18 protein-coding genes and 1 pseudogene are annotated in these 24,204 nt (G+C 55.4%); 1 reads left to right on the top strand and 18 read right to left on the bottom strand.

Going from position 1 to position 24,204, the window contains the following annotated elements; all coding sequences use genetic code 11:
- Positions 1–125: 125 nt before the first annotated feature.
- The 4 genes and pseudogenes from mukB to cmoM all read right to left on the bottom strand — a co-directional run bounded on the left by mukB (position 126) and on the right by cmoM (position 7,364).
- Positions 126–4,574, bottom strand: coding sequence for a chromosome partition protein MukB (gene mukB / locus ABLV12_RS18580; RefSeq protein ID WP_064396697.1), 4,449 nt, complete (start codon positions 4,572–4,574; stop codon positions 126–128).
- Positions 4,574–5,278 carry a chromosome partition protein MukE gene (gene mukE, locus ABLV12_RS18575; RefSeq protein WP_004100725.1) on the bottom strand — a complete coding sequence of 235 codons (705 nt, stop codon included), beginning with the start codon at positions 5,276–5,278 and terminating at the stop codon, positions 4,574–4,576. Before mukE ends, mukB begins: the two co-directional genes overlap by 1 nt.
- Positions 5,259–6,581 carry a chromosome partition protein MukF gene (mukF, locus tag ABLV12_RS18570; RefSeq protein WP_004111885.1) on the bottom strand — a complete coding sequence of 441 codons (1,323 nt, stop codon included), beginning with the start codon at positions 6,579–6,581 and terminating at the stop codon, positions 5,259–5,261. Before mukF ends, mukE begins: the two co-directional genes overlap by 20 nt.
- Positions 6,578–7,364 (bottom strand): annotated as a pseudogene (cmoM, locus tag ABLV12_RS18565) (tRNA uridine 5-oxyacetic acid(34) methyltransferase CmoM). The gene mukF and the pseudogene cmoM overlap by 4 nt, the downstream one beginning before the upstream one ends.
- Before the next feature lie 121 nt (positions 7,365–7,485).
- Here cmoM and elyC point away from each other — a divergent pair.
- A complete protein-coding gene (gene elyC / locus ABLV12_RS18560; protein WP_016808060.1) occupies positions 7,486–8,265 on the top strand; it encodes an envelope biogenesis factor ElyC in 780 nt (259 codons plus the stop codon).
- Here the strand turns inward: elyC and ABLV12_RS18555 are convergent.
- The 14 genes from ABLV12_RS18555 to ABLV12_RS18490 form a co-directional block, all read right to left on the bottom strand.
- Positions 8,242–9,135: a YcbJ family phosphotransferase gene (locus ABLV12_RS18555; RefSeq protein ID WP_004100717.1), complete on the bottom strand. Its 894-nt coding sequence runs from the start codon at positions 9,133–9,135 to the stop codon at positions 8,242–8,244. The genes elyC and ABLV12_RS18555 overlap by 24 nt on opposite strands.
- Before the next feature lie 143 nt (positions 9,136–9,278).
- The gene (gene kdsB, locus ABLV12_RS18550) at positions 9,279–10,025 is read right to left on the bottom strand and encodes a 3-deoxy-manno-octulosonate cytidylyltransferase (RefSeq protein WP_004100715.1); all 747 of its coding nucleotides are present in this window, start codon (positions 10,023–10,025) and stop codon (positions 9,279–9,281) included.
- Entirely contained in the window at positions 10,022–10,204 is a 183-nt protein-coding gene (gene ycaR, locus ABLV12_RS18545) for a protein YcaR (protein WP_004100713.1), read from the bottom strand. Before ycaR ends, kdsB begins: the two co-directional genes overlap by 4 nt.
- A 52-nt stretch (positions 10,205–10,256) precedes the next feature.
- Positions 10,257–11,486 (bottom strand): winged helix-turn-helix domain-containing protein, encoded by a 1,230-nt coding sequence (locus ABLV12_RS18540; protein ID WP_348867221.1) that lies wholly within the window; start codon positions 11,484–11,486, stop codon positions 10,257–10,259.
- 46 nt (positions 11,487–11,532) lie between these two features.
- Positions 11,533–12,513 carry a tetraacyldisaccharide 4'-kinase gene (gene lpxK, locus ABLV12_RS18535; protein WP_004100710.1) on the bottom strand — a complete coding sequence of 327 codons (981 nt, stop codon included), beginning with the start codon at positions 12,511–12,513 and terminating at the stop codon, positions 11,533–11,535.
- Entirely contained in the window at positions 12,510–14,258 is a 1,749-nt protein-coding gene (gene msbA, locus ABLV12_RS18530; protein ID WP_004100709.1) for a lipid A ABC transporter ATP-binding protein/permease MsbA, read from the bottom strand. The genes lpxK and msbA overlap by 4 nt, the downstream gene beginning before the upstream one ends.
- A 36-nt stretch (positions 14,259–14,294) precedes the next feature.
- Entirely contained in the window at positions 14,295–16,559 is a 2,265-nt protein-coding gene (locus tag ABLV12_RS18525; RefSeq protein ID WP_348867220.1) for a ComEC family protein, read from the bottom strand.
- A 215-nt stretch (positions 16,560–16,774) separates the two neighbouring features.
- A complete protein-coding gene (ihfB, locus tag ABLV12_RS18520; RefSeq protein WP_004100704.1) occupies positions 16,775–17,062 on the bottom strand; it encodes an integration host factor subunit beta in 288 nt (95 codons plus the stop codon).
- A 150-nt stretch (positions 17,063–17,212) separates the two neighbouring features.
- Positions 17,213–18,886: a 30S ribosomal protein S1 gene (gene rpsA / locus ABLV12_RS18515; protein WP_004100702.1), complete on the bottom strand. Its 1,674-nt coding sequence runs from the start codon at positions 18,884–18,886 to the stop codon at positions 17,213–17,215.
- Between the two features lie 136 nt (positions 18,887–19,022).
- The gene (cmk, locus tag ABLV12_RS18510; RefSeq protein ID WP_004100701.1) at positions 19,023–19,706 is read right to left on the bottom strand and encodes a (d)CMP kinase; all 684 of its coding nucleotides are present in this window, start codon (positions 19,704–19,706) and stop codon (positions 19,023–19,025) included.
- Positions 19,707–19,877: 171 nt separating this feature from the next.
- Complete coding sequence (locus tag ABLV12_RS18505) at positions 19,878–20,645, bottom strand: M48 family metallopeptidase (protein ID WP_004100700.1); 768 nt, start codon at positions 20,643–20,645, stop codon at positions 19,878–19,880.
- Positions 20,646–20,792: 147 nt separating this feature from the next.
- Positions 20,793–22,076 (bottom strand): 3-phosphoshikimate 1-carboxyvinyltransferase, encoded by a 1,284-nt coding sequence (gene aroA, locus ABLV12_RS18500; protein ID WP_004100699.1) that lies wholly within the window; start codon positions 22,074–22,076, stop codon positions 20,793–20,795.
- A 72-nt stretch (positions 22,077–22,148) separates the two neighbouring features.
- Positions 22,149–23,237: a 3-phosphoserine/phosphohydroxythreonine transaminase gene (serC, locus tag ABLV12_RS18495; RefSeq protein ID WP_004100691.1), complete on the bottom strand. Its 1,089-nt coding sequence runs from the start codon at positions 23,235–23,237 to the stop codon at positions 22,149–22,151.
- Between the two features lie 186 nt (positions 23,238–23,423).
- Positions 23,424–24,116: a DUF421 domain-containing protein gene (locus ABLV12_RS18490; RefSeq protein ID WP_348867219.1), complete on the bottom strand. Its 693-nt coding sequence runs from the start codon at positions 24,114–24,116 to the stop codon at positions 23,424–23,426.
- Positions 24,117–24,204 lie beyond the last annotated feature (88 nt).

The raw sequence follows: 24,204 nt of genomic DNA, 5'->3' as shown, positions 1-24,204 counted from the left end.
GAAGACGAAAACGCTTTTGCCTTCCCAAATGTAAAGAAGTTAAAAGATTATACAATCCTAAAATACAGGTACGGATAACAAAAAGGGCGACATCATGTCGCCCTTTGGCTACTTATTGTACAACCTTATGAAGCATTAGCCGTTCCCGGCAGCGTTTCAGGCAGCTGCGGCGCGAAGCCACGCAGACCTACTACATGCACATGCTCGTGATTATTCACCACTTTACGCACCAGTTTGTAGGTGGTGCCTTTTTCCGGGCTGATATTTTCCGGCGCTGCGATAATCAGCTGCATCTCCAGTCGATCGCACAGTTCGAACAGCGTGGCGATAGAACGGGCATCCAGACGCGCGGCTTCATCGAGGAACAGCAGGCGGCACGGCGAAATATCCTTGCCGCGCAGGCGCATGGATTCATCTTCCCAGCTCTGCACCACCATAACCAGAATCGACATCCCGGTACCGATAGCCTCACCGGTCGATAGCGCACCGGATTCAGCGCGCAGCCAGCCGTCGGAACCACGGTTAACTTCCACTTCCATCTCCAGATAGTTGCGGTAGTCCAGCAGTTCTTCACCAATGGTCTGCGGCGTACGCTGCCCCATATCAATTTGCGGATTCAGGCGCTGATACAGCTTCGCCAGCGCTTCCGAGAAGGTCAGACGATTGCTGTTGAACAAATCCTGATGCTGTTCATGCTGCTCGGACAGCACGTCCAGCAGCATCGAGTGGGTTTCCCGCACGTTGACGTTCAGCCGCACGCTGTTGACCTGGCCGAAGGAGACGCTCTGCAGTCCCTGGTTGAGCATGCGAATACGGTTCTGCTCGCGCTGGATTGTCTTGCGGATGATGTTGGCCACGCTGCGGGAGCTGATGGCCAGCTTCTGCTCGCGGTTGGTGAGCTCTTCCGTCAATCGACTGAGTTCAATCTCCATCTGCTCAATCGCTTCCACCGGATCGTCGGTACGGATAATATCCTGGCGGATACGCTCGCGCAGATGCTGATAAACGGCGACAAAGAACTGGATTTTGCGTTCCGGGCGTTTCGGATCTTCCGAAATACGCAGCACATCGCGCAGATGTTCGTTATCAGAGACCGCCAGACGCAGCGCCCCGAGCGCCTTATCCGACATTGAGCGCAGCTCATCAGCCGAAAGGTAGGCCAGCTCGCGGCGATGCAGACGACGCTCCACGCCGTTGTCTTTCACCAGGCGCATGACCGCGCACCAGCCGGCTTTGGCGCTGACCACCTGTTCGCGCATTTCGCAGTAATCACGCTCCAGCTTGCGCAGCCTGCGGGTCAGGTTATCCATTTCCGCTTCGCAGAAGGTCAAGGCTTTTTCAAGCTGGTTACGCCGCGCGCGGTTGTTGCTGAGCTGAGCATGAAGCTCATCGCGACGCAAACGGGCGCGCTCTTCGGCGCCGGCGTCGGCGCGTACGCCAATATCCTGTAGCTCTTTATGCAGATCGTTGAGCAGCTCTTTTTTGGTGTCGTAGGAGCTTTTCAGCGATGCCAGCACCTGGTTGTACTGATTGAGCTGCGCGGCGTGGGTACGCAGCGCTTCGCGGGTGCGGGCGCGCTCCGCTTCCGCCTGTTCCAGGCGCTGGCGAAGCTTCTCGTTCAGATCGCTATTACCGCTGAGCATCTCTGCGGAATCAGAGTAGCTAAAGTGGGCGCGACGCTGCACGACTTCGGTCAGCGCAAACGCCTGCTGACGCGCATCGCGCTGAGTCTGCTGCGAGTACGCGTAATCTTCTTTTAGCTGTTCAAACTGCTCCGGGTCGCTCTGCAGAACGGAAACGATCGGTTCCAGCTTAGCCAGCTGGTTACCATACTGCTGCACAAAGCGCGCGGCCTCCTGCGCTTCGTCGAGCCGCTCCTGGATTTCATCGACGCGATCGGCCAGCGAGTCGTCGGCCAGCAGATTCAGACGTGGCAACAAGCGGTTGAGCGCGGATACACCCTCTTTCGCCTGCTCATACTGCACCCGGTTCTGCTGGTTATCGCTCTCATGGGCGGTCAGCGCCCGCTCCAGCTCGCCGCGACGAGTATTCAGTTTGCGGATTTCTTCTTCCGGGTCGTCCTCAAAGGCCACCGCCAGATGGTTACCGATAAAGCGGCTGAACGCCTGATGGAGGCGCTGGGTTTTCTGCACATCAAACGACAGGGTCGCAAAACGCTCGGAGAGGCTTTCACGCTCGGCGTGCAGCGTTTCAACGCGGCTTTCACGCGCGGCGCGGCCAAACAGCGGCAGCGTCGGGAAGCGTGAATAGCGCCACTGACGATCGGCAATCTTAACGACAACGGCTTTTTCCAGCTCATCGACGCTAAATACGCTGTCATCAAACGACTGCGGATCGCCCTCGATCAGGTAGAGATCTTCGGGGCAATCTTCAAGGCCTTCCAGCTGCTCGGCAATCAGCGACAGATCCGGTACCACAATAGCGTGGCGGGAAGGGCCGTACAGCGCCGAGTAATACGGCGCATCATCGAGGCTAACGTCATCATAGATTTCCGACAGCAGTACGCCGCCAAAGCGTTCCGCCAGCGCGTTCAGGCGCTGATCTTCTGAACCACCCGGCTGGCTAAGGCGCTCGATTTCATCATCGATTGCGCGCTTACGGGCGCCAACTTCGTCGCGCTCTACGATAGCTTCGCGTTCACGCTCCAGCAGTTGCTGGAGATATTCGGTGACTTCCTGGCTCGACTCAAACTGCTCTCCGCTCTGTTCGCACAGCTGATTGAGGCTGTTCTGCGCCGCCAGCCAGATGGGCGCGCGGCGCATCAGCGTTTGCGTCCGCGTCTGCAGCTGTTCCAGCTCCTGACGCAGGGTCATCCGCCGTTCGCTGGCGGAGGAAACGCTGTCGGAAAGCGAGGCTATGCGGGCTTCCAGCTCCTGATGCAGGGCTTCCAGTTCGTCGATATCGTAACGTTTGCCCTGACGCTTACAGAATTCGTTCAGCTGGCGTTCAGCATCCTGCTGTTCACGCAGACGCTGTTCAAGTTCCGTCAGGCGACTGCGCAACCCGTGCGCCTGCTCTGCCTGGTGGCGTTGATTAACGCCTTCACGCAGCAGCTCGCGCGCCACGTCCCAGGCTTCATTACGCGCCAGCGGACCGTTGATCTCCACCACCAGCTGGTATGCCTGTTCAAACTGGCTATGCGCAGTTTGCGCCACGCTCATTTTCTGTTCCAGCGACAGCATTTTCTCCGTCGCTTCCTGCTCTTTCGCCTGGAAAGTTTCCAGCCACTCGTCGGCGCTCTCCGGGGTTAAATCCGGCAGATGGCAAAGCGCTTTTGCTCTTTCCAGCGCCTGCAGCGCCTGGTTGTACTGAATCGCACGGGTCTGCTGCACGTCCAGCGCCTGCTGGTAGTCGGCAAGCTGGTTTTTCAGTTCATCCACTTCCAGCTCGGCGGCTTCGGCGCGGGCTTCGTTCTCTTCCTGCTGGTCAACCGCTTCCGCAACGACTTCATTTTGCTCTTCGAGGCGAATCTGCAGTTCATCAAGATCCGCCTCATAGCGCTCGATTTTTTCCTGCTGGCGCAGAGCGGTCTGCACCAGGTTCAGATGGTCGCTGGCGGCCTGATAGTCGGCTTCCAGATCGCCTTCCGCGCCGTTATGTTCCTGCAGCTCGCGGGCCATATCGACGTGCTTATACTGTTCAGCCGCGAGCTGAGCGCGGGAGGTGAACAGATCGCGGCGATACTCCAGCGCTTTGTCGAGATGAATGCGTCGCTCGTTCGCGTGGCGCATATAGTCGGCGGCAACGTAGTTGGTGGCTTCGCTGATCAGATGTTTGAACAGGTCGCGATCCGACTGCGTTACCCGAATCGCTTCCAGGGTCATGCGGTTTTCACGCAGCGCCGCTTCCATATCCTGGAATGCTTTACGCACGCCGCTGTTTTCCGGCAGCAAGTAGTCGCGCAGCGAGCGGGTAATGGTGCTTGAAATGCCGCCGTACAGCGACGCTTCGATCAGGCGATAGTACTTGCTACGGTCGGAAGCTGAACGCAGGCGGCGAGCCACCACGCCCAGATCGAACATCAGCGAGTGATACTCGGTAATAGAGTTAAACTGCTTGAACTGTACCCCTTCCATCGCTTCGAGCTTATCTTTCAGCTCGTTGAGCGTCACCACGCGTGCCTGGCGCTCGTTAAGGGCTTCGGTCAGCAGCTGAGTCGGCTGGATGGAGGTAGGCAACCCCTGAATCGCAAAAGGCTTGATATCAACTTTACGATCGCGACCGGCGACCTGCTGTAGGCGAACGCCAACCACCACGCGCTGGTGGCGAGAGTTAATGACGTCCAGCACCGAGTAACAGACGCCTGCGCGCAGCTTACCGTGAAGCCCTTTATCTCGCGAGCCGCTGGTGGCCCCGGCTTCCGTAGTATTACGGAAATGCAGCAGCGTCAGGTCGGGGATCAGCGCGGTGACGAAGGCCGCCATGGTCGTGGATTTACCGGCGCCGTTACCGCCGGAAAGCGTGGTCACTAATTCATCAAGATCAAAGGTGCGGGCAAAAAAGCCGTTCCAGTTAACCAGCGTCAGCGAGCGAAATTTACCGCGTTCAATCATTACTCTTCCTCCCCGCTATCCGGCTGATTCTCTTCATTCTCATCATTAAGCTGCAGACGATTTTCCAGCGCCATGGCTTCACCGTCACGGATCATACGCAGCTGCGCTTCGCGCGGGTCGTCACCGGCGCGCACGTCGGCGCCGAAGCGAAACACCGATTCGGTGATGCGGAATTTGCTGCTGTCGTGGCCCATAAACCACACCATGCCGAGGCGGCGCAGCCGGTTGAGCGAAGCGCGCATTTTTTCCTGCAGCTTCTGGCGGTCAAGGTCGGAGCCGGTCGAACGGTTATTGACCAGCTTCAGCAGCTTGGCTTCGTCCGCCAGGGTCAGCAGCTCGTCGTAAAGCTCCTGCTGGGTGAAGATGCCTTCATTCGCCAGGCGCTCCGGACTGAGGTAGAGATAGCAAAGAATTTTGCCCACCATCATATCCAGCTCGGAGAGCACCGAGCGCGGGATCAGCGTGGTCGAGCGCGGGCGTAGATAGAAAAACCCCTCCGGCGCGCGAATCAGCTCGACGTTGTAGCGAGCATAAAACTCTTCCAGGTAATCCTGAAAATCCATTAAAAATGCGTGATTATCCAGCTCGTCAAGGCCGATATGACGGCCCGCGCGCAGGGCGCTATCCAGCGCCGGAAATAACGGATTAGCCAACGCTTGCGCCAGTTTAACCGGCATCACTTGTTCAATATTTGTCGATGACATGCGCCTGTACCTTGGCTCCGTAATCATTAATCGGCTGCCATTTTGCCGGCAGTCCGGTGAAATCTGCTTGCGCTACGCCCAAACGTACCGCCTGGTCGACAACAATGCGCGCGACATCAAAGTGGCGAGCGCGCGGATACTGCGAAAGATATTCGCGTACCACCAGACCAAGATCCAGCGGCAGTCCCTTCTCTTTATAGACCGCCAGCTGACCTTCAATCAGCGCTGCCAGCTGTTCGCGAATTTCGTTAAACTCTTCGTACTCCAGATCCGCCGGAAGTTCTCCGGTAACCTCTTCATCATGCAGCGCCATCTCTTCATCGCGCATATCAAGCAGACGATCGGCATTCGCATGGGTGAGCGCCCAGGGAGCGTCGAAGTAAGTCTGGACCGACTGGCGTAAACGCTGCGCGAAGACGCGGTTTTTATCCATATCGATAGCGGTACGGATAAATTTATGCACGTGGCGATCGTAACCGATCCACAGGTCTATCGCCTGCTGACCCCAGCTGACGATGCGGTCCAGCTTGCTTTGCAGGTCGAACACCAGACGATCGATAAAATTCAGATCGTCGCGCGCCATGGTCGAGTCCTGAATACGCAGCAGGTTTGCCTGCAGCTTATCGCCCGCCGCATCCAGAGTATCCTGCAGCTCGCGCAGGGTGCCGGACGTTTCCGACAGCAGCAGCTCGCAGCTGGAGATCGCCGCCCGCCAGTCTTTATTCAGCAGCTGGGCAATATCATCTTTCACCAGCTGCTGCTGCTCATCCATGATCCGCTGGGTCAGATCGATACTGTCGAAAATTTCCGCAACCGAGTACTTCAGGGGAGCGAAAACGTTACGATGCCAGTGGAACTCATCGCCGCCCTCTTCTGCCGAGTCGGCGGCGCGCTTGAGTTCGCCGGCAACGATGGAGAGCTGCATCGACAGGCGCAGGGTGGAGAACTCGCGCTGACGGATATAGTAATCGGTGATCCCGATGCCCAGCGGCGTCAGGCGATAAATAGCGTTACCCTCGGTGATTTCGCTGGTAAAGCGGTTCAGCAGACGCTGGCGCACCATATCGTTAATGGCATTATTGGCGCGCTGGCTGATGGTTTCGCTGGTCTGCTCAAACGCATCACTGACGTGGCGGAACGCGTCCACCAGTTCTCCCTCGGTCATTTCCCCTTCCATCCGCTCGCCGTTCAGCGTGGCAATCGCCAGCAGAAAAGAGAGTCTGTCGACCGGCAGCGAAATAGAAAAATCATTTTTCCTGGCCCAGGCAACCAGTTCGGGGACTGTCTGGGAAAATTCACTCATAGTTTATCCTTGCATCTGCGGCTTAAGCGCGGTGACGTGAATATAACGGCCTAAGCTAATATACGGCTCCTGGCGACAGTAGCGCGTTTCCAGCTCCAGCAGCGCCGCAAATTTGTCGTGCTGTTGGTGTTTTTCACGCAGATAATCATGAAACACCCGCACGCCGGTCTTGCCGGTAATCTGCCAGCCAATCTCTTCCAGCCAGCCGTAAACCTGCTGCGGATCGCGCGGATAGTCCGGCGACAGCGTGCGTTTTTTCTTTTTCGGCATGCCGATTTGCACATAGTCCAGATTGCCGGCGACCATATTGTGCATCAACAGGCCGTTAGCATTGTAGAACATCAGCGATAGCGCGCCGCCGGGGCGCAGCATCGACCACAGCGTACGCAACATCGCCTGTGGTTCGGCTACCCATTCCAGCACCGCATGAAACAGTATCAGATCGACCGGACTTTCCAAATGCTGCTCAATATCCTGAGCCGCGCATTGTACAAAATGCATGTTGTCGATCACACCTTTATCGGCAGCCGCCTGCCTGGCGCGAGCCACCATTTCACCAGAGAGATCGCATAACGTGACGTGATGGCCCATTTCCGCCACTTTGATCGCCGTTTGCCCTTCGCCGCCGCCCGCGTCAAGAACTCGCAATGGCCCAGGCCCCATCTGGTTCAGCAGCGGTTGTAGATCCTGCCAGAGGATCGCCTGCCGCAGCTGGCCTTTGGTGGTGCCGTATATATTGCGCGAAAACTTTTCAGCAATATCATCGAAATTACGATCCTGCACGGGTGACTCCACAAGCCAACACAAAGCCGCTATTTTGTCATACCCGCGCGGAGAATGAAGCGATCTGTTGTAAGATCCGGGTATATCTTTGGTTATATGGTTAAAAAAGGAACCGTTGGGCATGCTTTTTACGCTGAAAAAGGTTTTAGGCGGCATGATGCTGCCGCTTCCCCTGCTGCTGTTGCTTATGGCGGTCGGCATCGCCTTGCTGTGGTTTAGCCGTTTCCAGCGCACCGGCAAGCTCTGCGTCAGCTTCGGCTGGCTGCTGTTGCTGCTATTAAGCCTGCAACCGGTGGCCGATAGTTTGCTCAAACCGATTGAAGATAAATACCCGACGTGGCGGGGAGAAGAGCGCGTACAGTACGTCGTCGTACTGGGCGGAGGATACACCTGGAATCCAGCCTGGGCGCCCAGCTCAAATCTCATTAATAACAGCCTGCCGCGGCTGACGGAGGGCATCCGCCTGTGGCAGGAAAATCCGGGAGCCAAAATGATCTTTACCGGCGGAAGAGCGAAGACCAACCCGGTAAGTTCTGCGGAAACCAGTGCCCGGGTAGCCGAGACCCTGGGCGTACCGCGCAGCGAAATTATCGTTCTCGATAAACCCAAAGATACCGAAGAGGAAGCCGCCGCGGTGAAAGAGGCGATTGGCGATGCGCCTTTCCTGCTGGTCACTTCCGCTTCACATCTGCCGCGGGCGATGATTTTCTTTCGCCGCGCCGGGCTGGCGCCCTTGCCTGCCCCGGCCAACCAGCTGGCGATTGAGTCACCGCTCAACCCATGGGAGCGGGCAATCCCCTCGCCGGTCTGGCTAATGCATAGCGATCGGGTTGGTTACGAAACGTTAGGTCGCATCTGGCAGCGACTGAAAGGATCTTCAGGCGAGCCAGGGCAGGATTGATTTAGCCGCCAGATCAAACCGGACGCGGTCAAAGCGTCCGGTATTGACCAGATTATCCACTTCATCCCACAGCAGATACAGCCAGCGCCGCCAGAGAAACGCTTCCGCTACCGGCGCCCGGCGGAGATAGTGCCACAGCAGCTGCTCTTCCTGGCCGCTATCAACCAGACGGAATAGCTCATATTCACGCGGCGCCCAGAGCATCATGCCCGGACCTACCATCGCCAGCAGCTGATCGCTGCGCGGATCTTTAAGCATGCTGCGCAGCGTGAAGCTGCCGTGGACCAGCACGCAGTTATCATTGAAATCCTTAAACAAATCCATAAGGCATTCGCGAGTGCGGAACAGAATGCGTTTGTCCTGCATCGTCAGGCCGGTATCCTGATAAAGGTTCAGCGTACTCCATAGCACCTCTACACGCTGGCGGTACCAGTATGGCCAGAGATTTTCCTGAGTGCTGTCGACCATCCCGACGCAGCCGCCGCTATCCTGACGGTGCCAGGCCAGCAGCGCTTCAACAATCTGCTCCTGTAGCTGTTCCCAACGCTCCGGCGTACGGGCGGGGGCTTCTACCGAAACGCCGCGCAGTCGTTCGATCAGCAGTACATCTGGGCCCGGATGCTCTTCGTGCGTCATTACGCCGTAGACCACCGGCATACGGACAGTACCGCTTCGCGCGAGGGTTGATATCTTCCACGCCAGCTGACGCGCCACGCCCGGCGTCGTAAAGCTGCGCGCCAGCAGCGGCATTGGGTTTCCCTGCGCATCATATAGCGACCACAGCGCCGACGAGGGTTTCTCGCTGACGCACTCCACGCGGCTTAGTTTTTCACCCAGCAGGTGGCTCAGCTCGGTACGCAACTGTTCCATTTCTGATTACCCCTATGAACACTACTGGTTTCATAATGAGCGCCTGTGCCGGGGTTGTCATCGGGTAAGATCAAAATTGACGTAAAAAAGTATGGAAAAACGGCCTGAAGATATCCCCTCCTGGCGAAGGGGATGGAGGGAGATTAACGTAGCTCCGCGCGGACGCGTTCCAGATCTTCCGGCGTATCGACGCCTGTACCGGGAACCACTTCCGCCACCGCGACATGGATTTTCTCGCCGTACCACAGCACGCGTAGCTGCTCGAGCATCTCGATCTGTTCAAGCGGGCTTGGCGCCCAGCTAACATAGCGACGAATAAAACCGGCGCGATAGCCATAGATCCCGATATGACGCAGCAGCGAATCGCCGATAGCCTCGCGGGATTTAGCGAAACGATCGCGATCCCACGGGATGGTGGCGCGAGAAAAATAGAGGGCATAGCCAGCTGCGTCCATGACAACCTTGACCGCATTCGGATTAAACGCCTCTTCCGCATCGTGGATTGGCACCGCTAAGGTTGCCATACCGCTCGTGCTGGCAGCCAGATTCTCGGCTACCTGGCGCACGATGGCGGGCGGGATCATCGGCTCATCGCCCTGGATATTCACAATGATGGTGTCATCGCTGAAAGCGCATTTTTCAACCACCTCGGCCAGGCGCTCGGTGCCAGACTGATGATCTTCACGCGTCATGCAGACTTCACCGCCGGCGGCTTCAACCGCTCGGGCTACGTCTGCATGATCGGTGGCAACGATAATACGCTCGGCCCCGGATTCACGGGCTCGCTCAAGGACGTGGACAATCATCGGCTTGCCGTTGATATCCTGGAGCGGTTTGCCTGGCAGACGAGTAGAAGCGAAGCGCGCGGGGATGATAACCACGAAACTCATGACTGGCTCTCTTCTACAGCAAGCGCGCGGGCTTCGGTTTCCAGCAGTACGGGGATACCTTCACGCAGCGGAAAAGCCAGGCTATCGAGTTTGCAGATCAGTTCTTGCTTATCCTGGCTGTAATAGAGCTTACCGTTACAAACCGGACAGGCGATAATTTCAAGTAAACGGTGATCCATGATTCCTCCAGATGGACCGAATAGATTCTTCAGCAGCATATCATACGCTGGCTCAGGCGGCGTCAATTTCCCAACCCTGTTGCCGCCCGGCGAAAAGTTCCGCCGGCAGCTTCCCGCAGCTCACCCGTGTCGCCTCCTGCCAGAGGGCAAAATCATCAATGGCGCGTTTTAGCCCGCTCTCGAGTCCCGAGGTCACCTTGACCCCCTCCTCCAGCCACAGAGCGATAATTTCCAGAACGCCGGTTTTACGATGCATTTTGCTATCCATTCTGCCCACCAGCTTCCCCTGATGCAGCAGCGGTAATACGAAATAGCCATACTGACGTTTCGGCGCGGGCGTATAGCACTCCAGGCGATAGGTGAAGTTAAATAGCTGCTCAGCCCGCTTGCGATCCCACACCACCGGATCGAAAGGCGAGAGCACCGCGGTGTGGCTGGCGGCGAGCCTGCCGCCGGGTGAGGACTCCAGCAGCTTCAGCGCATCACGGTGAAGCCACATTTCCCCCAGGGTTTCAACGTTTACCGGTTTCACCAGCCCCTCATCCTGCCAGCTGGCCAGCAGCGGGGGTAGCGAGGGTCGACGTAGACGATAATAATCCGCCAGCCACTGCGCGCGGAAGATCCCGAGGCTGCGTGCGCTATTGCGTAACATAATGGCTTCGGCCTGCTCCTGAGAGAGGCCATCCCGCTCATCCTCCCAGTCCGGCATGACCCGCTGCGTGAGATCGTAAACGCGCTGAAAGTTGCGCCGCTCGATAACCATCAGCTCTCCAGCGGTAAATAAACCTTCAAGATGGCGCTTATGCGGTTTCCACTCCCACCATCCGCTGGCGCCCTTACGCGGATGTTCAAAGTCTGCCGAGCGAACCGGGCCATTTTCGGCAATATGGGCCAGCAGTTCCTGAATGGCCGGAGCGTGCTCGGTCATCCATGCGGTATGGTATTTCCAGCCCATTTTATCCGGCGTCAGCATACGGTGACGCACCAGTGAAAAGTCGCTGCGCGGTAAGAAACAGGCCTCATGCGCCCAGTATTCCATCAGTTCACCGGCGCGAAGCGCCTCATCCAGCCAGCGCTGCGGATAGTGGCCAAGGCGGCTGAAAAGCACCAGATAAGGGCTGCGGGCAACAACGTTGATGGTATCGATTTGCAGCAGGGACATCTGCTTAATGGTTTGCAGTACATCCTCGGGTTTGGCGCGACGGCGGGGCTTTTTCAGCAGCCCCTGCGCGGCCAGGTGAAGATGGCGAGCTTCTTTAAGCGAGAGGGACAATACCGGCATGCAGCTTCTCCGTAAAAGGTTCCGGCGCAGGCGGTGATAAGCGAAATTAGCGCTGCGCCAGCGTCACTAAATCCGTGAGCAGGCGCTGTGCGCGCTGGTCAGTCATTATCGCGTCGACCGGTAGATACCACCAGTTTGCCTGCGCAAAGTCGCGGCACTTCACCGCATCTTTTTCGGTCATCAGCAGAGTTTGCTGCGGCGCCGCCAGCGCGGCGACATCGCTCTGCGACAGAGCCTGATGATCGGCCAGGGAGATGGTTTTCACCGGACGTACGCCGCAGCTCTCGAGGGTGGCGAAGAAACGCGGCGGATGGCCGATTCCTGCCATCGCCACCACGTTGTCCAACGCCGCCGCATCCCGGCGTTCACCGGTCAGCAGATTCACCGCCAGCCCGGGACGAAGCTGCATAGGTATCTCTCCCGGGCGGGCGAGACCGCCGTTAACGATAACCGCATCCACGCTGCGCAAACGCGAAGCGCGCTCGCGCATAGGACCCGCAGGCAACCACCAGCCGTTACCAAAACGACGTACGCCGTCAATCACCACAATCTCTTTGTCACGCGCCAGCTTATAGTGCTGCAGACCATCATCCGTGACGATAAGCTGAAGATCGTTGGCGGCGAGCAGCGCCTGAACCGCATCGCTGCGTACCGGCGAGACGGCAACCGGCGCGCCGGTACGCTGATAAATCAGCACCGGCTCATCGCCCGCTTCCCCGGTATGCGTATCCACATTAAGCAGCAGCGGATAGCTCGCGGCTTTTCCGCCGTAGCCGCGTGACACCACGCCGACGCGAATACCGCGCTGCTGAAGCTGTTCCACCAGCCAGACAACAACCGGCGTTTTGCCATTGCCGCCGGCGGTCAGATTGCCAACCACCACTACCGGCACCGGCGCTCGCCAAACTTTTCGCCATCCCAGTTTATAGCTTAGCCGTATTAATCCGCTCACCAGGCCATAGAGCCACGAGAGCGGAAGCAGTAGCCGCCATAAAGGCGATTCGCCGGACCAGATGCGCGCAATCATGCGCCGAACTGCATCTTATGCAGCTGAGCGTAAACGCCCTTATGTTCAAGCAAATCGGCATGGCTACCGCGTTCAACGATCTGGCCATCTTCCACTACCACAATTTCGTCAGCCTGCTCAATCGTCGAGAGACGGTGAGCAATAACCAGCGAAGTGCGGTTTTTCTGCAGTTCGTCCAGCGCCGCCTGAATGGCGCGCTCTGATTCGGTATCCAGCGCCGAAGTTGCTTCATCAAGGATCAGTATCGGGCTGTTGCGCAGCAGGGCGCGAGCGATAGCGATGCGCTGGCGCTGGCCGCCGGAAAGCATAACGCCGTTTTCACCGATAATCGTATCCAGGCCATTGTCCATTTTATTGATAAAGTCCATGGCATAAGCCATGCGAGCCGCTTCTTCAATCTGCTCGCGGCTGTACTCTTCGGTTCGGGCATAGGCGATATTATTCGCCACGGTGTCGTTAAAGAGATGGACGTTTTGCGACACCAGCGCAACCTGATCGCGCAGAGAGCTCAGCGTGTATTCACGCAGGTCGTGGCCGTCCAGCAAGATCTGCCCCTCATCAACATCATAAAAACGCGTAATCAGGCTGGCGATGGTCGATTTACCCGACCCCGAGCGCCCTACCAGCGCCACGGTTTTCCCTTCCGGAATATTGAGGTCAATATTGCGCAACGCAGCGACTTCACGCCCCGGATATCTGAAGGTAACGTTTTTAAATTCGAGGTTGCCCTTCGCACGTTCGATAACCCGCGTGCCTTCATCTTTCTCCTGCTCGGAGTCAAGAATAGCGAAAAGCGTCTGACAAGCGGCCATCCCGCGCTGGAACTGCGCGTTGACGTTAGTCAGCGATTTTAGCGGACGCATCAGCGCGATCATTGAGGAGAAGACAACGGTAATTGTACCAGCCGTTAACGTCTCCATTACGCTCGGGAAGCTTGCCGCATAAAGTACGAAAGCCAGAGCCAGGGAGGCGATTAGCTGGATAATAGGGTCAGAAATTGAGGACGCGGAGACCATTTTCATCCCCTGCAGACGCATCTTGTTGCTGACTTTATCAAAGCGCTTGGTTTCGACGGCCTGACCGCCAAACATCAGCACTTCTTTATGCCCTTTCAGCATCTGCTCTGCACTGGTCGTCACCTGGCCCATGGTGTTCTGCATATTCTTGCTGATATTACGAAAACGCTTCGAGACCACGCGAATAGCAATAGACACGATCGGCGCCAGAACGATCAGAATCAATGACAGCTGCCAGCTGTAATAAAACATCATCGCAAACAGGCCAATAATCGACGCGCCTTCACGCACGACGGTAATCAACGCGCTGGAGGAGGAAGAGGCCACCTGCTCCGAATCATAGGTAATACGTGATAGAAGCGTCCCGGTGGACTGCTTGTCAAAGAATGCAACCGGCATTCCCATCATGTGGCTGAATAAACGACGGCGCATCGTCATCACGACTTTGCCGGACACCCACGAGATGCAGTAGCTCGAAACGTAGCTGGTGATGCCGCGCAGAACCATCAATCCGATCACCACCAGCGGCATCCATATCAGCACCGAGCGATCCGTTTTACCAAAACCATCATCCAGTAACGGTTTAAGAAGCGATAGCATGAAGGTATCACTAGCCGCGTTAAGCACTAACGCTACCGCTGCAACGATTAGCCCGGGTTTAAACGGCGCTATAATCGGCCAGAGTCGGCGGAAGGTCTGCCACGTGGAAAGATCTTTATCGTTCTGCATTCAATAAACCAGCTTGTGTTGAAATAGCCGCATATTCTACCCGTTCTGAACGTTCCCGCCAAACCACTGATGATACCATCGCGGTAAAACTTGATCCCGTAAGCTATGGATTTGCCAGCCATCCGCGGAAAAAATAACCGTAATTTGCCCCTGATGCGGCGTGTCGAACCACTGATAATTCTGGTTTCGATAGCGCTGTTTCACCTTGGTTGACGGCATACGCCATGCGTTATAGCGGGAAGCAGAAGCTAGCGCAGCCTCCCCGCCAACGCTGCGCAACAGGGCGGTCCCGGACGACGTATTACTGCCGTGATGGGGAACCTGGATAAGTGTAGACGCAAGATGTTGCCAGTAGTGGCTAATCATCGCTTGCTCCGCTGGCGTTTCGATATCCCCGGTGAGCAGGATACTGTGCTTGCCGTCATCAACACGCACCACGCATGAGCGATTATTCCCCTGCTTTGTCGCGCCGGGCAGCGGCCAGAACGCACGAAAGGTTAAACCTCGCCACTGCCAGATCTCACCGCGCTGGCATGCTAAATGGCCCGCCCAGCCTAAAGGGCTTCGTATCCATATTTGAGGCCATGCTTTTAACACCGAGTTGAGTCCCCCGCGGTGATCGAGATGCTCGTGGCTGAGTACGACGCCTTCCAGATGCAAGTGATGCCAGCGTAGCCAGGGGATGATAATCTGCTCACCGCTGTCACCCTCAGGCCAGGCGAGTCCGGTATCGTAGAGAAGGGCTGCGCCCTGACGTTCAATCACCATAGCCAGCCCCTGCCCGACATCCAGCATGGTGACTCGCCATTCGTTGGTAGCCGTACTCCGCCAGAATGGCCAGCTTAATAGCCCGAGACATGCTAAACAAAACGCCGGCAACGTGCGCCACGCATGAAAACGCCAGAGAATTAACGCCGGCCACGGCAGCAGGCTTATCCCAAGCCAGCGAGCATCCAGCTCGAGCCAGCCGGGCGGCAGCTGCCGCAGGAACCCGAATAGCGCCGCCAGGATACGGTCTGCTGATTGCCATATCACCATCTCAATGGTGAGCGGAGCACAGAGGTGTAAAAACATGGCGGTCAGAATCAGCGGAACAACGATAAAAGTCACCAGAGGCACGGCAATCAAATTCGCCAGCACCGACGTTAAGCTGATGCCGTGGAAGAGAGCAATCTGTAAAGGTGCAAGTAAAAACATCAAGCCGATCTGCAGATGACATAACGCGAGGCTTTGGCGCAGCAGCCAGCACCTTTTACCGCCAGGCATCGGGGCCAGCTGATACCAGAAGATAAGCGCCGCAACGGCAAACGCCGATAGCCAGAGGCTTTCTGACAACGCTGCCAGCGGATCGGCAAACAGTATTGCACCAATGCAGCAGAGCCATAGTTGCCATGGCGACCAGCGTTTCCCGGATAGCCGCAGCGCGCAGCCAACGATCAGGGCAACACAGGTGCGCAGCGCGGGCGGCTGCATTCCGGTTAGCCAGGCGTAAAAAATAGCGCTCGCCAGGCCAGTAAGCAGCGGCGCCCGCCAGCCCAGCCAGCGGCACGGAAGAAAGAACTGCAAACCCCTTAGCAGCAACCAGCCCAGAGTGGCTCCTAACGCGATATGTAACCCTGAGATCGCCATCAGGTGCGATGTACCGGTTTCCTGCATCAGGATCTTTATCTCGCGAGGGATCGCCAGACGTTCCCCCATGCCTAACCCCAGCATCACCGATTGCCAGGGCAGTTCCGCCAGGGTTTGATTGAGCGAGGCCAGATAACGCGCTCGTACACTACAGTTTCGCTCGCGAACTTCAGCGCTGATAAAGCGTCCGGTTAACGGACGATGCTGTGATAGCGCATAGCGCTGGCTGTCAAACCCGCCTTCGTTGAGCTGACCATGTACCGGACGCGCGCGTAGCGTCATGGCCCAAACCTGCCCTGCACGGGGCGGTTCAGGCAAATAATTACCGTAGAGGCTTACCCCTGGCGCGGGAAATAGCCGTCGCCCATCCAGACGGATAATTCTGCCCTGATGAGTTGTCTGCCCATCTGTTGCGGTCAGCACAACCTCAACCTGACGATTCCCGTTTGTTAACGTCTGTGTCGGCCATAGGGCCTGGCGAGCGCTGAGTACTCCCCAGACAAAAAACAGCGTTATCAATGCCGCGTATTGCGCAGCTCTACGGCGACATTGCGCAATAAGCAGCACCAGCAGCATCAGTCCCCAGGTAACCGAACGCCCGGGCAAATCGGGCAACCAGAGCAGCGGCAGAATGCCGATAATTACACAGCCAGCAAGTTGTGGTAAACGCATTAGCACCTCCCTGTCAGAGGGAGTGTTGCGCTAAATGCAGAAAGTGTCTTTGAGGACTGAAAAGAAGTGGATTGCGCGATCCAGAGAACTTTCTCTGTTAACGCAAAAGAACTGACGTTTTGCGAGGCAACTTCCAGTACAGCTTTAAAGGCATAAAAAAAGCACCCAAAGGTGCTTTTTTAACGTTTAAGTATGTTGTCGCCGCTCAGCGAAACTTACTCTTCGTAAATATTGGCGCGGTCGCGTAATTCTTTGCCCGGCTTAAAGTGGGGAACGTACTTACCTTCCAGTTCAACTTTATCGCCAGTTTTTGGGTTACGCCCGGTGCGGGGTGCTCGATAATGCAGAGAGAAGCTGCCGAAACCGCGGATTTCAATGCGCTCGCCTTGAGCAAGCGTTGAGGCCATATGCTCCAGCATTTCTTTAACAGCATCTTCCACTGCTTTCGCAGGAATGTGAGATTGCTGGCTGGCAAGTCTTTCTATCAATTCTGACTTGGTCATTATTCCTCCGGTTTCCTTCAAGGCAAAATTAGCTAACAGCTTAAACAAGGGCGGCCGTAGCCGCCCTTTGTGCTTGATTACAGGACGAATCCTGCAATCTGTCAAGTAAACTCGTCATAATTCAGGTTGTTGTAACCCGAAAGACTAAGATTACTCGCCTTTAGCTGCTTTGAAAGCTTCAGCCATTGCGTTGTTGGAGAAGTTTGCATCTTCCTGTTTGTTAACAGTTGCGATGGCATCTTTCTCATCAGCTTCGTCTTTCGCACGAACAGACAGGCTGATTGCACGGTTCTTACGATCAACGCCGGTGAATTTAGCTTCAACGTCGTCGCCTACGCTCAGAACCAGGGTGGCATCTTCAACGCGGTCACGGGAAGCTTCAGAAGCGCGCAGGTAACCTTCAACGCCGTCAGCCAGTTCTACGGTTGCGCCTTTAGCGTCAACTGCAGTCACTTTACCGTTTACGATTGCGCCTTTCTTGTTCAGTGCAACCCAGTTGTTGAACGGATCTTCTGCGAGCTGTTTAACGCCCAGAGAGATACGCTCGCGCTCTGCGTCAACCTGCAGAACAACTGCTGCGATTTCGTCGCCTTTTTTGTATTCACGAACTGCTTCTTCGCCTGCAACGTTCCAGGAGATGTCAGACAGGTGAACCAGGCCATCGATGCCGCCGTCCAGGCCGATGAAGATACCGAAGTCAGTGATAGACTTGATTTTACCTTCAACACGGTCGCCCTTGTTGTGGGTTTCCGCGAACTGCTGCCATGGGTTGTTTTTGCACTGCTTCAGGCCCAGGGAGATACGACGACGTTCTTCGTCGATATCCAGAACCATAACTTCCACTACATCGCCAACGTTAACAACTTTGGACGGGTGGATGTTTTTGTTGGTCCAATCCATTTCGGAAACGTGAACCAGGCCTTCAACGCCTTCTTCGATTTCAACGAAGCAGCCGTAGTCGGTCAGGTTGGTCACGCGACCGGTCAGTTTGGTACCTTCCGGATAACGTTTAGCGATAGCTACCCACGGATCTTCGCCCAGCTGTTTCAGGCCCAGAGATACACGAGTACGTTCGCGGTCGAACTTCAGCACTTTAACAGTGATTTCGTCGCCAACGTTTACGATTTCGCTCGGATGCTTAACGCGTTTCCATGCCATATCGGTAATGTGCAGCAGGCCGTCAACGCCGCCCAGATCAACGAATGCACCGTAGTCAGTGAGGTTCTTAACGATACCTTTAACTTCCATGCCTTCCTGCAGGTTTTCCAGCAGCTGATCGCGCTCTGCGCTGTTTTCGGATTCGATAACGGCACGACGAGAAACAACGACGTTGTTACGTTTCTGGTCCAGCTTGATGACTTTGAATTCAAGCTCTTTGCCTTCCAGGTGCAGCGTGTCGCGCACCGGACGAACGTCTACCAGGGAGCCCGGCAGGAACGCACGAATACCATTCAGCTCAACAGTGAAGCCACCTTTAACTTTGCCGTTGATAATACCGACTACAGTTTCAGCGTCTTCGTAAGCTTTTTCCAGCGTGATCCAAGCTTCGTGACGTTTAGCTTTCTCACGGGACAGCAGGGTTTCACCGAAGCCGTCTTCTACTGCATCCAGAGCAACGTCAACTTCGTCACCAACCTGGATTTCCAGCTCGCCCTGGGCGTTTTTGAACTGCTCTGCCGGAATGGCAGACTCAGATTTCAGACCGGCGTCAACCAGTACTACGTCTTTGTCGATAGCAACAACAACACCACGAACGATGGAACCCGGACGGGTTTCGATTGTTTTTAAGGATTCTTCAAATAGTTGAGCAAAAGATTCAGTCATGTTTAATCTTCAGGTTTCATATTTAACGTCCACCAGGCTCCATGCCGGATGGGGTTGTTTAACATACCCGCTAACAGTCCGTTGCTGCGGGGTACTGCTATAATTCGCAGGCTATTGTGCTTTATCGACGATAAGATTAAGCGGAAGCCAGTTTTTCGCGCGCATATTGTAGCGCTTTTTCAATCACTTGCTCAATGTTTAGTTCTGTGGAATCAAGAACTAAGGCATCGGCAGCCGGGATAAGCGGCGCCACTGTACGATTGCGATCGCGGTCGTCGCGCTCTTTTATCTCGGATAAAAGGCGATCAAAGTTAACACTAAAGCCCTTCTCCTGCAACTGAAGCATGCGGCGATGCGCACGTTCTTCCGCGGAAGCGTCAAGGAAAATTTTCACCGGCGCATCGGGGAATACCACGGTTCCCATATCGCGTCCGTCAGCGATCAAACCGGGCAGCTCACGGAAGGCTCGTTGACGGCGCAGCAATGCCTCGCGCACGCGCGGAAAAGCGGCGACTTTAGAGGCCGTATTGGCCACATCCTGAGTGCGGATTTCCGCGCTAACATCCTCCCCCTCCAGAATGACTTCCAGGCTACCGTCAGTGGAGACAAAACGGACATCAAGATGCGCGGCAAGCGGCACCAGCGCCTCTTCGGATTCAACATCAACATGGTGATGCAGCGCAGCGAGAGCAAGAACGCGATAAATCGCTCCAGAATCCAGCAGATGCCAGCCCAGCGTTTCTGCCATTGCCTTGCATAACGTGCCTTTGCCCGCACCGCCAGGCCCATCAATGGTGATTACCGGAACTGTTGCCGTCATCTTTTTCTCCTTTAGCAAGGCGCATAAATATATAAACGCCGCGCATTATACGCATCTCTTCGACGGAAAGTGAGCATTGGTTGTAAATTACGGATAACTGGAAATCTAATGCGGAAGAATTGTGCAATTATAGCGGGCTGATAGAGCATCAGCCCGGAAGATGAGGCAGTTTTACTTTTTATCTTCAGCAATACGGTCGCGGATATGCTGCGCGCGTTCAGCTGAAGGCGGGTGTGAATCGAACAGAGATTTGCTGTGGCCGGCGTCAAGGCTGGCCAGTTTGTCGAAGCTGCCCACCAGCCCCTGAGTGCTGATGTTGCGCTTTTTCAGCAGATCGTAGGAGAAATCATCAGCATCGGACTCTTGAGAGCGGGAGAAAGCGGAGTTAATCATTCCCTCTGCGATATCTCCCAACTGAGATTTAGACAAACTTGCAGCCGCTCCGCTGGTGGCTGAAATTGCATCACGCGCGGCAATGGTCGCATAGGCGGTTTGCATCGCTTTGCGCGAATGTCCCAGCGCTACGTGGCCCAACTCATGGCCCAGAACCGCTTCAACTTCATTATCGGTCATCATGTCCATCAGGCCGCTATAGACGCGGACGCAGCCGTTGGCCATTGCCCAGGCGTTGACGTCTGATGTCATGTAAACCTTATAGTTTACCGGGGTGCCGTTGATATTATTACCTAACGCTTTGGCAATTTTATTCAAACGCTTGGTGTACTTACTTGAAGCGCCGGCCTTTTTATTTTCGCTATCCATTTGCTTACAGGCATCGTCGGAAAGCGCTTTGACTTCAGAGTCAGAAAGCGTTGCCGCTTTGTAGGCCGTCATCCCTGAACTTACGAGGGCGTTGGTGTCCACCCCCTGCATATTTTTACAACCTGCCAACAACGTGGCGGAAACCGCTAAAGCCAGCATTACTTTTGTATTTCTCATATCAATCATCCATTGATTAGCATATTAAATGCTTATAAATCCTGTATTTACAAGCAATCAAGGCTAGCATTTAGTTTTCCGCCCGACAAGCAGACATAAAAAAACGCCGACCCAAGGGTCGGCGTTTTCACCTAAAATTCGCGTGATTCAGGCCAGCGTACTGATTCGCGCCAGCTGTTCGAAGTAGTCCGGGAAAGTTTTTGCCGTACACTTCGGATCAAGGATGGTGACCGGCGTATCGGAAAGCGCCACCAGCGAGAAACACATTGCCATACGATGGTCGTTATAGGTGCCGATTTCAGCGAACTGGAGCTTCGCAGGCGGAGTGATGCGGATGAAATCCTCCCCTTCTTCAACTTCAGCTCCCACTTTACGCAGCTCAGTGGCCATAGCAAACAGGCGGTCAGTCTCCTTGACGCGCCAGTTATAAATATTGCGCAGAGTCGTGGTGCCTTTGGCGAACAGGGCGGCCGTGGCGATAGTCATCGCGGCATCCGGGATATGATTCATATCCATATCGATGGCGTTCAGTTCGCCGCGCGTGCAGGCGATATAATCATCGCCCCAGGTAATGGTTGCGCCCATTTTTTCCAGCACATCGGCAAACCGAATGTCGCCCTGCACGCTATCGCGGCCAATACCGGTGACTTTTACCGTCCCGCCTTTAATGGCTCCGGCGGCGAGGAAGTAGGATGCCGAGGAGGCGTCGCCTTCAACCAGATAATCGCCCGGCGAGCGATAGTGTTGATTGCCGCGCACGATAAATCGCTGATAAGACTGATTTTCAACCTCAACGCCAAAGGTTTTCATCAGGTGCAGCGTAATATCAATATAAGGTTTGGATACCAGATCGCCTTTAATCGCAATGACGGTATCCTGAGGCGCCAGCGGGGCGGTCATCAGGAGCGCGGTCAGAAACTGGCTGGAAACGCTGCCGTCCACTTCAACCTGTCCACCGCTGAAACCACCGCGCAGGCGCAGCGGCGGGTAATTCTCCTGCTCCAGATAATCAATCTGCGCCCCGCCCTGACGCAGCGCGTCAACCAGGTGACCAATCGGCCGCTCTTTCATTCGCGGCTCGCCGGTCAGCACAATATCGTTACTCCCCAGACATAACGCCGCCGCCAGCGGACGCATAGCCGTTCCGGCATTACCGAGGAACAGTTCTAATGCTTCAGCCGCGTGCAGTGGGCCGGCGTTACCGGTGACTTCGCAGCGGGTACGGTCGGAAGACAGGGTGTAATGAACTCCCAGCGCGCTCAGGGCATTCAGCATGTGGCGTACATCGTCGCTATCCAGCAAATTGGTCAGCACCGTCGTGCCGCGGGCCAATGCCGCCAGTAGCAAAGCACGGTTAGAAACACTCTTGGACCCGGGCAGGTTAATTGTGCCATCTACGCGTGCGATGGGTTGTAACGTCAGGGATTCCATTAAACTCAACTCTCAAACAAACAGAATAATAACCCCGCAGACGAGCTGCGGGGATGAAAAATACGACAGCGATTAGCCGTGACGGCGTTCGAAGTCCTGCATAAAGTCGGTCAGCGCCTTGACGCCCGCCAGCGGCATGGCGTTATAAATGGAAGCGCGCATGCCGCCCACTACGCGGTGGCCCTTCAGCGCATGCAGACCAGCGGCAAACGACTCTTCGAGGAACAGTTTATCAAGCGCGCTATCGGCCAACTGGAACGGCACGTTCATGCGCGAACGGTTCGCCGCAGCGACATCGTTGCGATAGAAACCACTGTTATCGATGGTGCTATACAACAGGTCGGCTTTCTGCTGGTTGATTTTATCCATAGCGGCAACGCCGCCCTGCTCTTTCAGCCACTTAAACACCAGGCCGGAGAGGTACCAGGCAAACGTCGGCGGCGTGTTAAACATAGAGTCATTGGCCGACAGGATGGAGTAATCAAGAATCGACGGGCAGGCTATGCTGGCTTTACCCAGCAGATCTTCGCGCACAATAATCAGCGTCAAACCTGCAGGACCGATGTTTTTCTGCGCGCCTGCGTAGATTACGCCATAACGGCTTACGTCAATTTCACGAGACAAAATAGTCGAGGAGAAATCCGCCGTCACGATGACATCGTCGCCAAAATCAGGCGTTTCTTCAATGGCAATACCATCGATAGTTTCGTTCGGGCAGTAGTGCAGATAGGCCGCGCCCGGAGTCAGCTGCCATTCGCTCATCGGTTTAACCGCGCGCTGGCCGTCAACGGTGATTTTGGCGTCAATCACGTTCGGTTTGCAGTATTTATGCGCTTCTTTAACCGCGCTGGCTGCCCAGTAGCCGGCATCAACGTAGTCGGCAACGGTTTTATCACCCAGCAGGTTCAGCGGGATACCAGCAAACTGTCCGCGACCGCCGCCGTGACAAAATAAGACTTTGTAATTGGAAGGAATATTGAGCAGGGAGCGAAAATCCTGTTCCGCCTCTTCAGCCACCTTGATGAACTCTTTACCACGGTGGCTGATTTCCATCACCGACGTCCCCAAACCGTTCCAGTCGCAAAGCTCCTTTTGCGCCAGTTTGAGTACATCCGCCGGCAGCATTGCCGGGCCTGAACTGAAGTTATAGACCTGAGCCATTTCCCCTCACCACTTGCTATGTTATTTACCCGCGAACCGTCGCGGGCATAAGTTATTCCTGTGGCTATCGGTTTTATCATTCAGTGACACGCACCGCAATGGCTAAAACTGAGCCTGGGGGAAATGCGGACTCGGTCACACAAAAGAATCTGCCAGCTTGACGTCATAAAACCGACATAATTGCTGTCAGGTGACTCTTTTTGCCCGACTGACCTTCGACCATTCTGCATTTGCGCAGCGAGGGCATAATTGTTTATCCCCAGCTCGTAGCGTAAGGATTGCGCTACAGCGAACGCAGGCGTACTCATCATCGTGAGGTATGGTGATAAAACGATCGGTAAAACGGGAAGGCAAAATGGAAAGCCCGGCTTTAACATCTTCATCCTCATAGTAATAAAGGCTGATCTGGCCGTTGGTTTCCAGAATGGCCAGCCGTACCTGACCCAGTTGCTCAACCCCGCTGATTCTCAGTTCCATAAAAAACTCGAATTCGGTCATATTTTCCGCCTGCAGTTTCTCCCAGGCCAGTTCGCCGTTCTCCACAACAATAATCGGCTTACCTTCCATCAAGTCCTCCAGTTTTTCGCTATGCCCCATCAGCCACATAATCAATCGATACAGCAGAGCCAGGGTAATAAATACCGCCAGTACCGGCAGCATGGGAACATCATCATAAAACGCGACGTCCCCTGCCGCCGAACCGAGGGTCAAAATGATGAGGACTTCGAAAAGAGACATCTGTCGAACGCCACGCCGCCCGGTTATCTTAAGAAAAATAAATACCAGGACGAAGGTATAGAGGCTACGCAGTGCCACCTCGGCCAGAAACTCCACGGGCACTTTATCCAGTGCCATACGATGCCAGTCAAATGTCTTCATGGTTAACGCCTGAACAGTTATTGAGTGACATAAGCATAGCCAGACGATGGAGATAGCACCTGTCATATAAAACCCGTATCATTGCGCG

It is taken from the genome of Klebsiella sp. CN_Kp100, assembly GCF_040065315.1.
Taxonomy (GTDB): Bacteria; Pseudomonadota; Gammaproteobacteria; order Enterobacterales; family Enterobacteriaceae; genus Klebsiella; species Klebsiella oxytoca.
The sequence above is the reverse complement of the archived record's forward strand: the minus strand, read 5'-3'. Positions and strand labels throughout refer to the sequence as shown.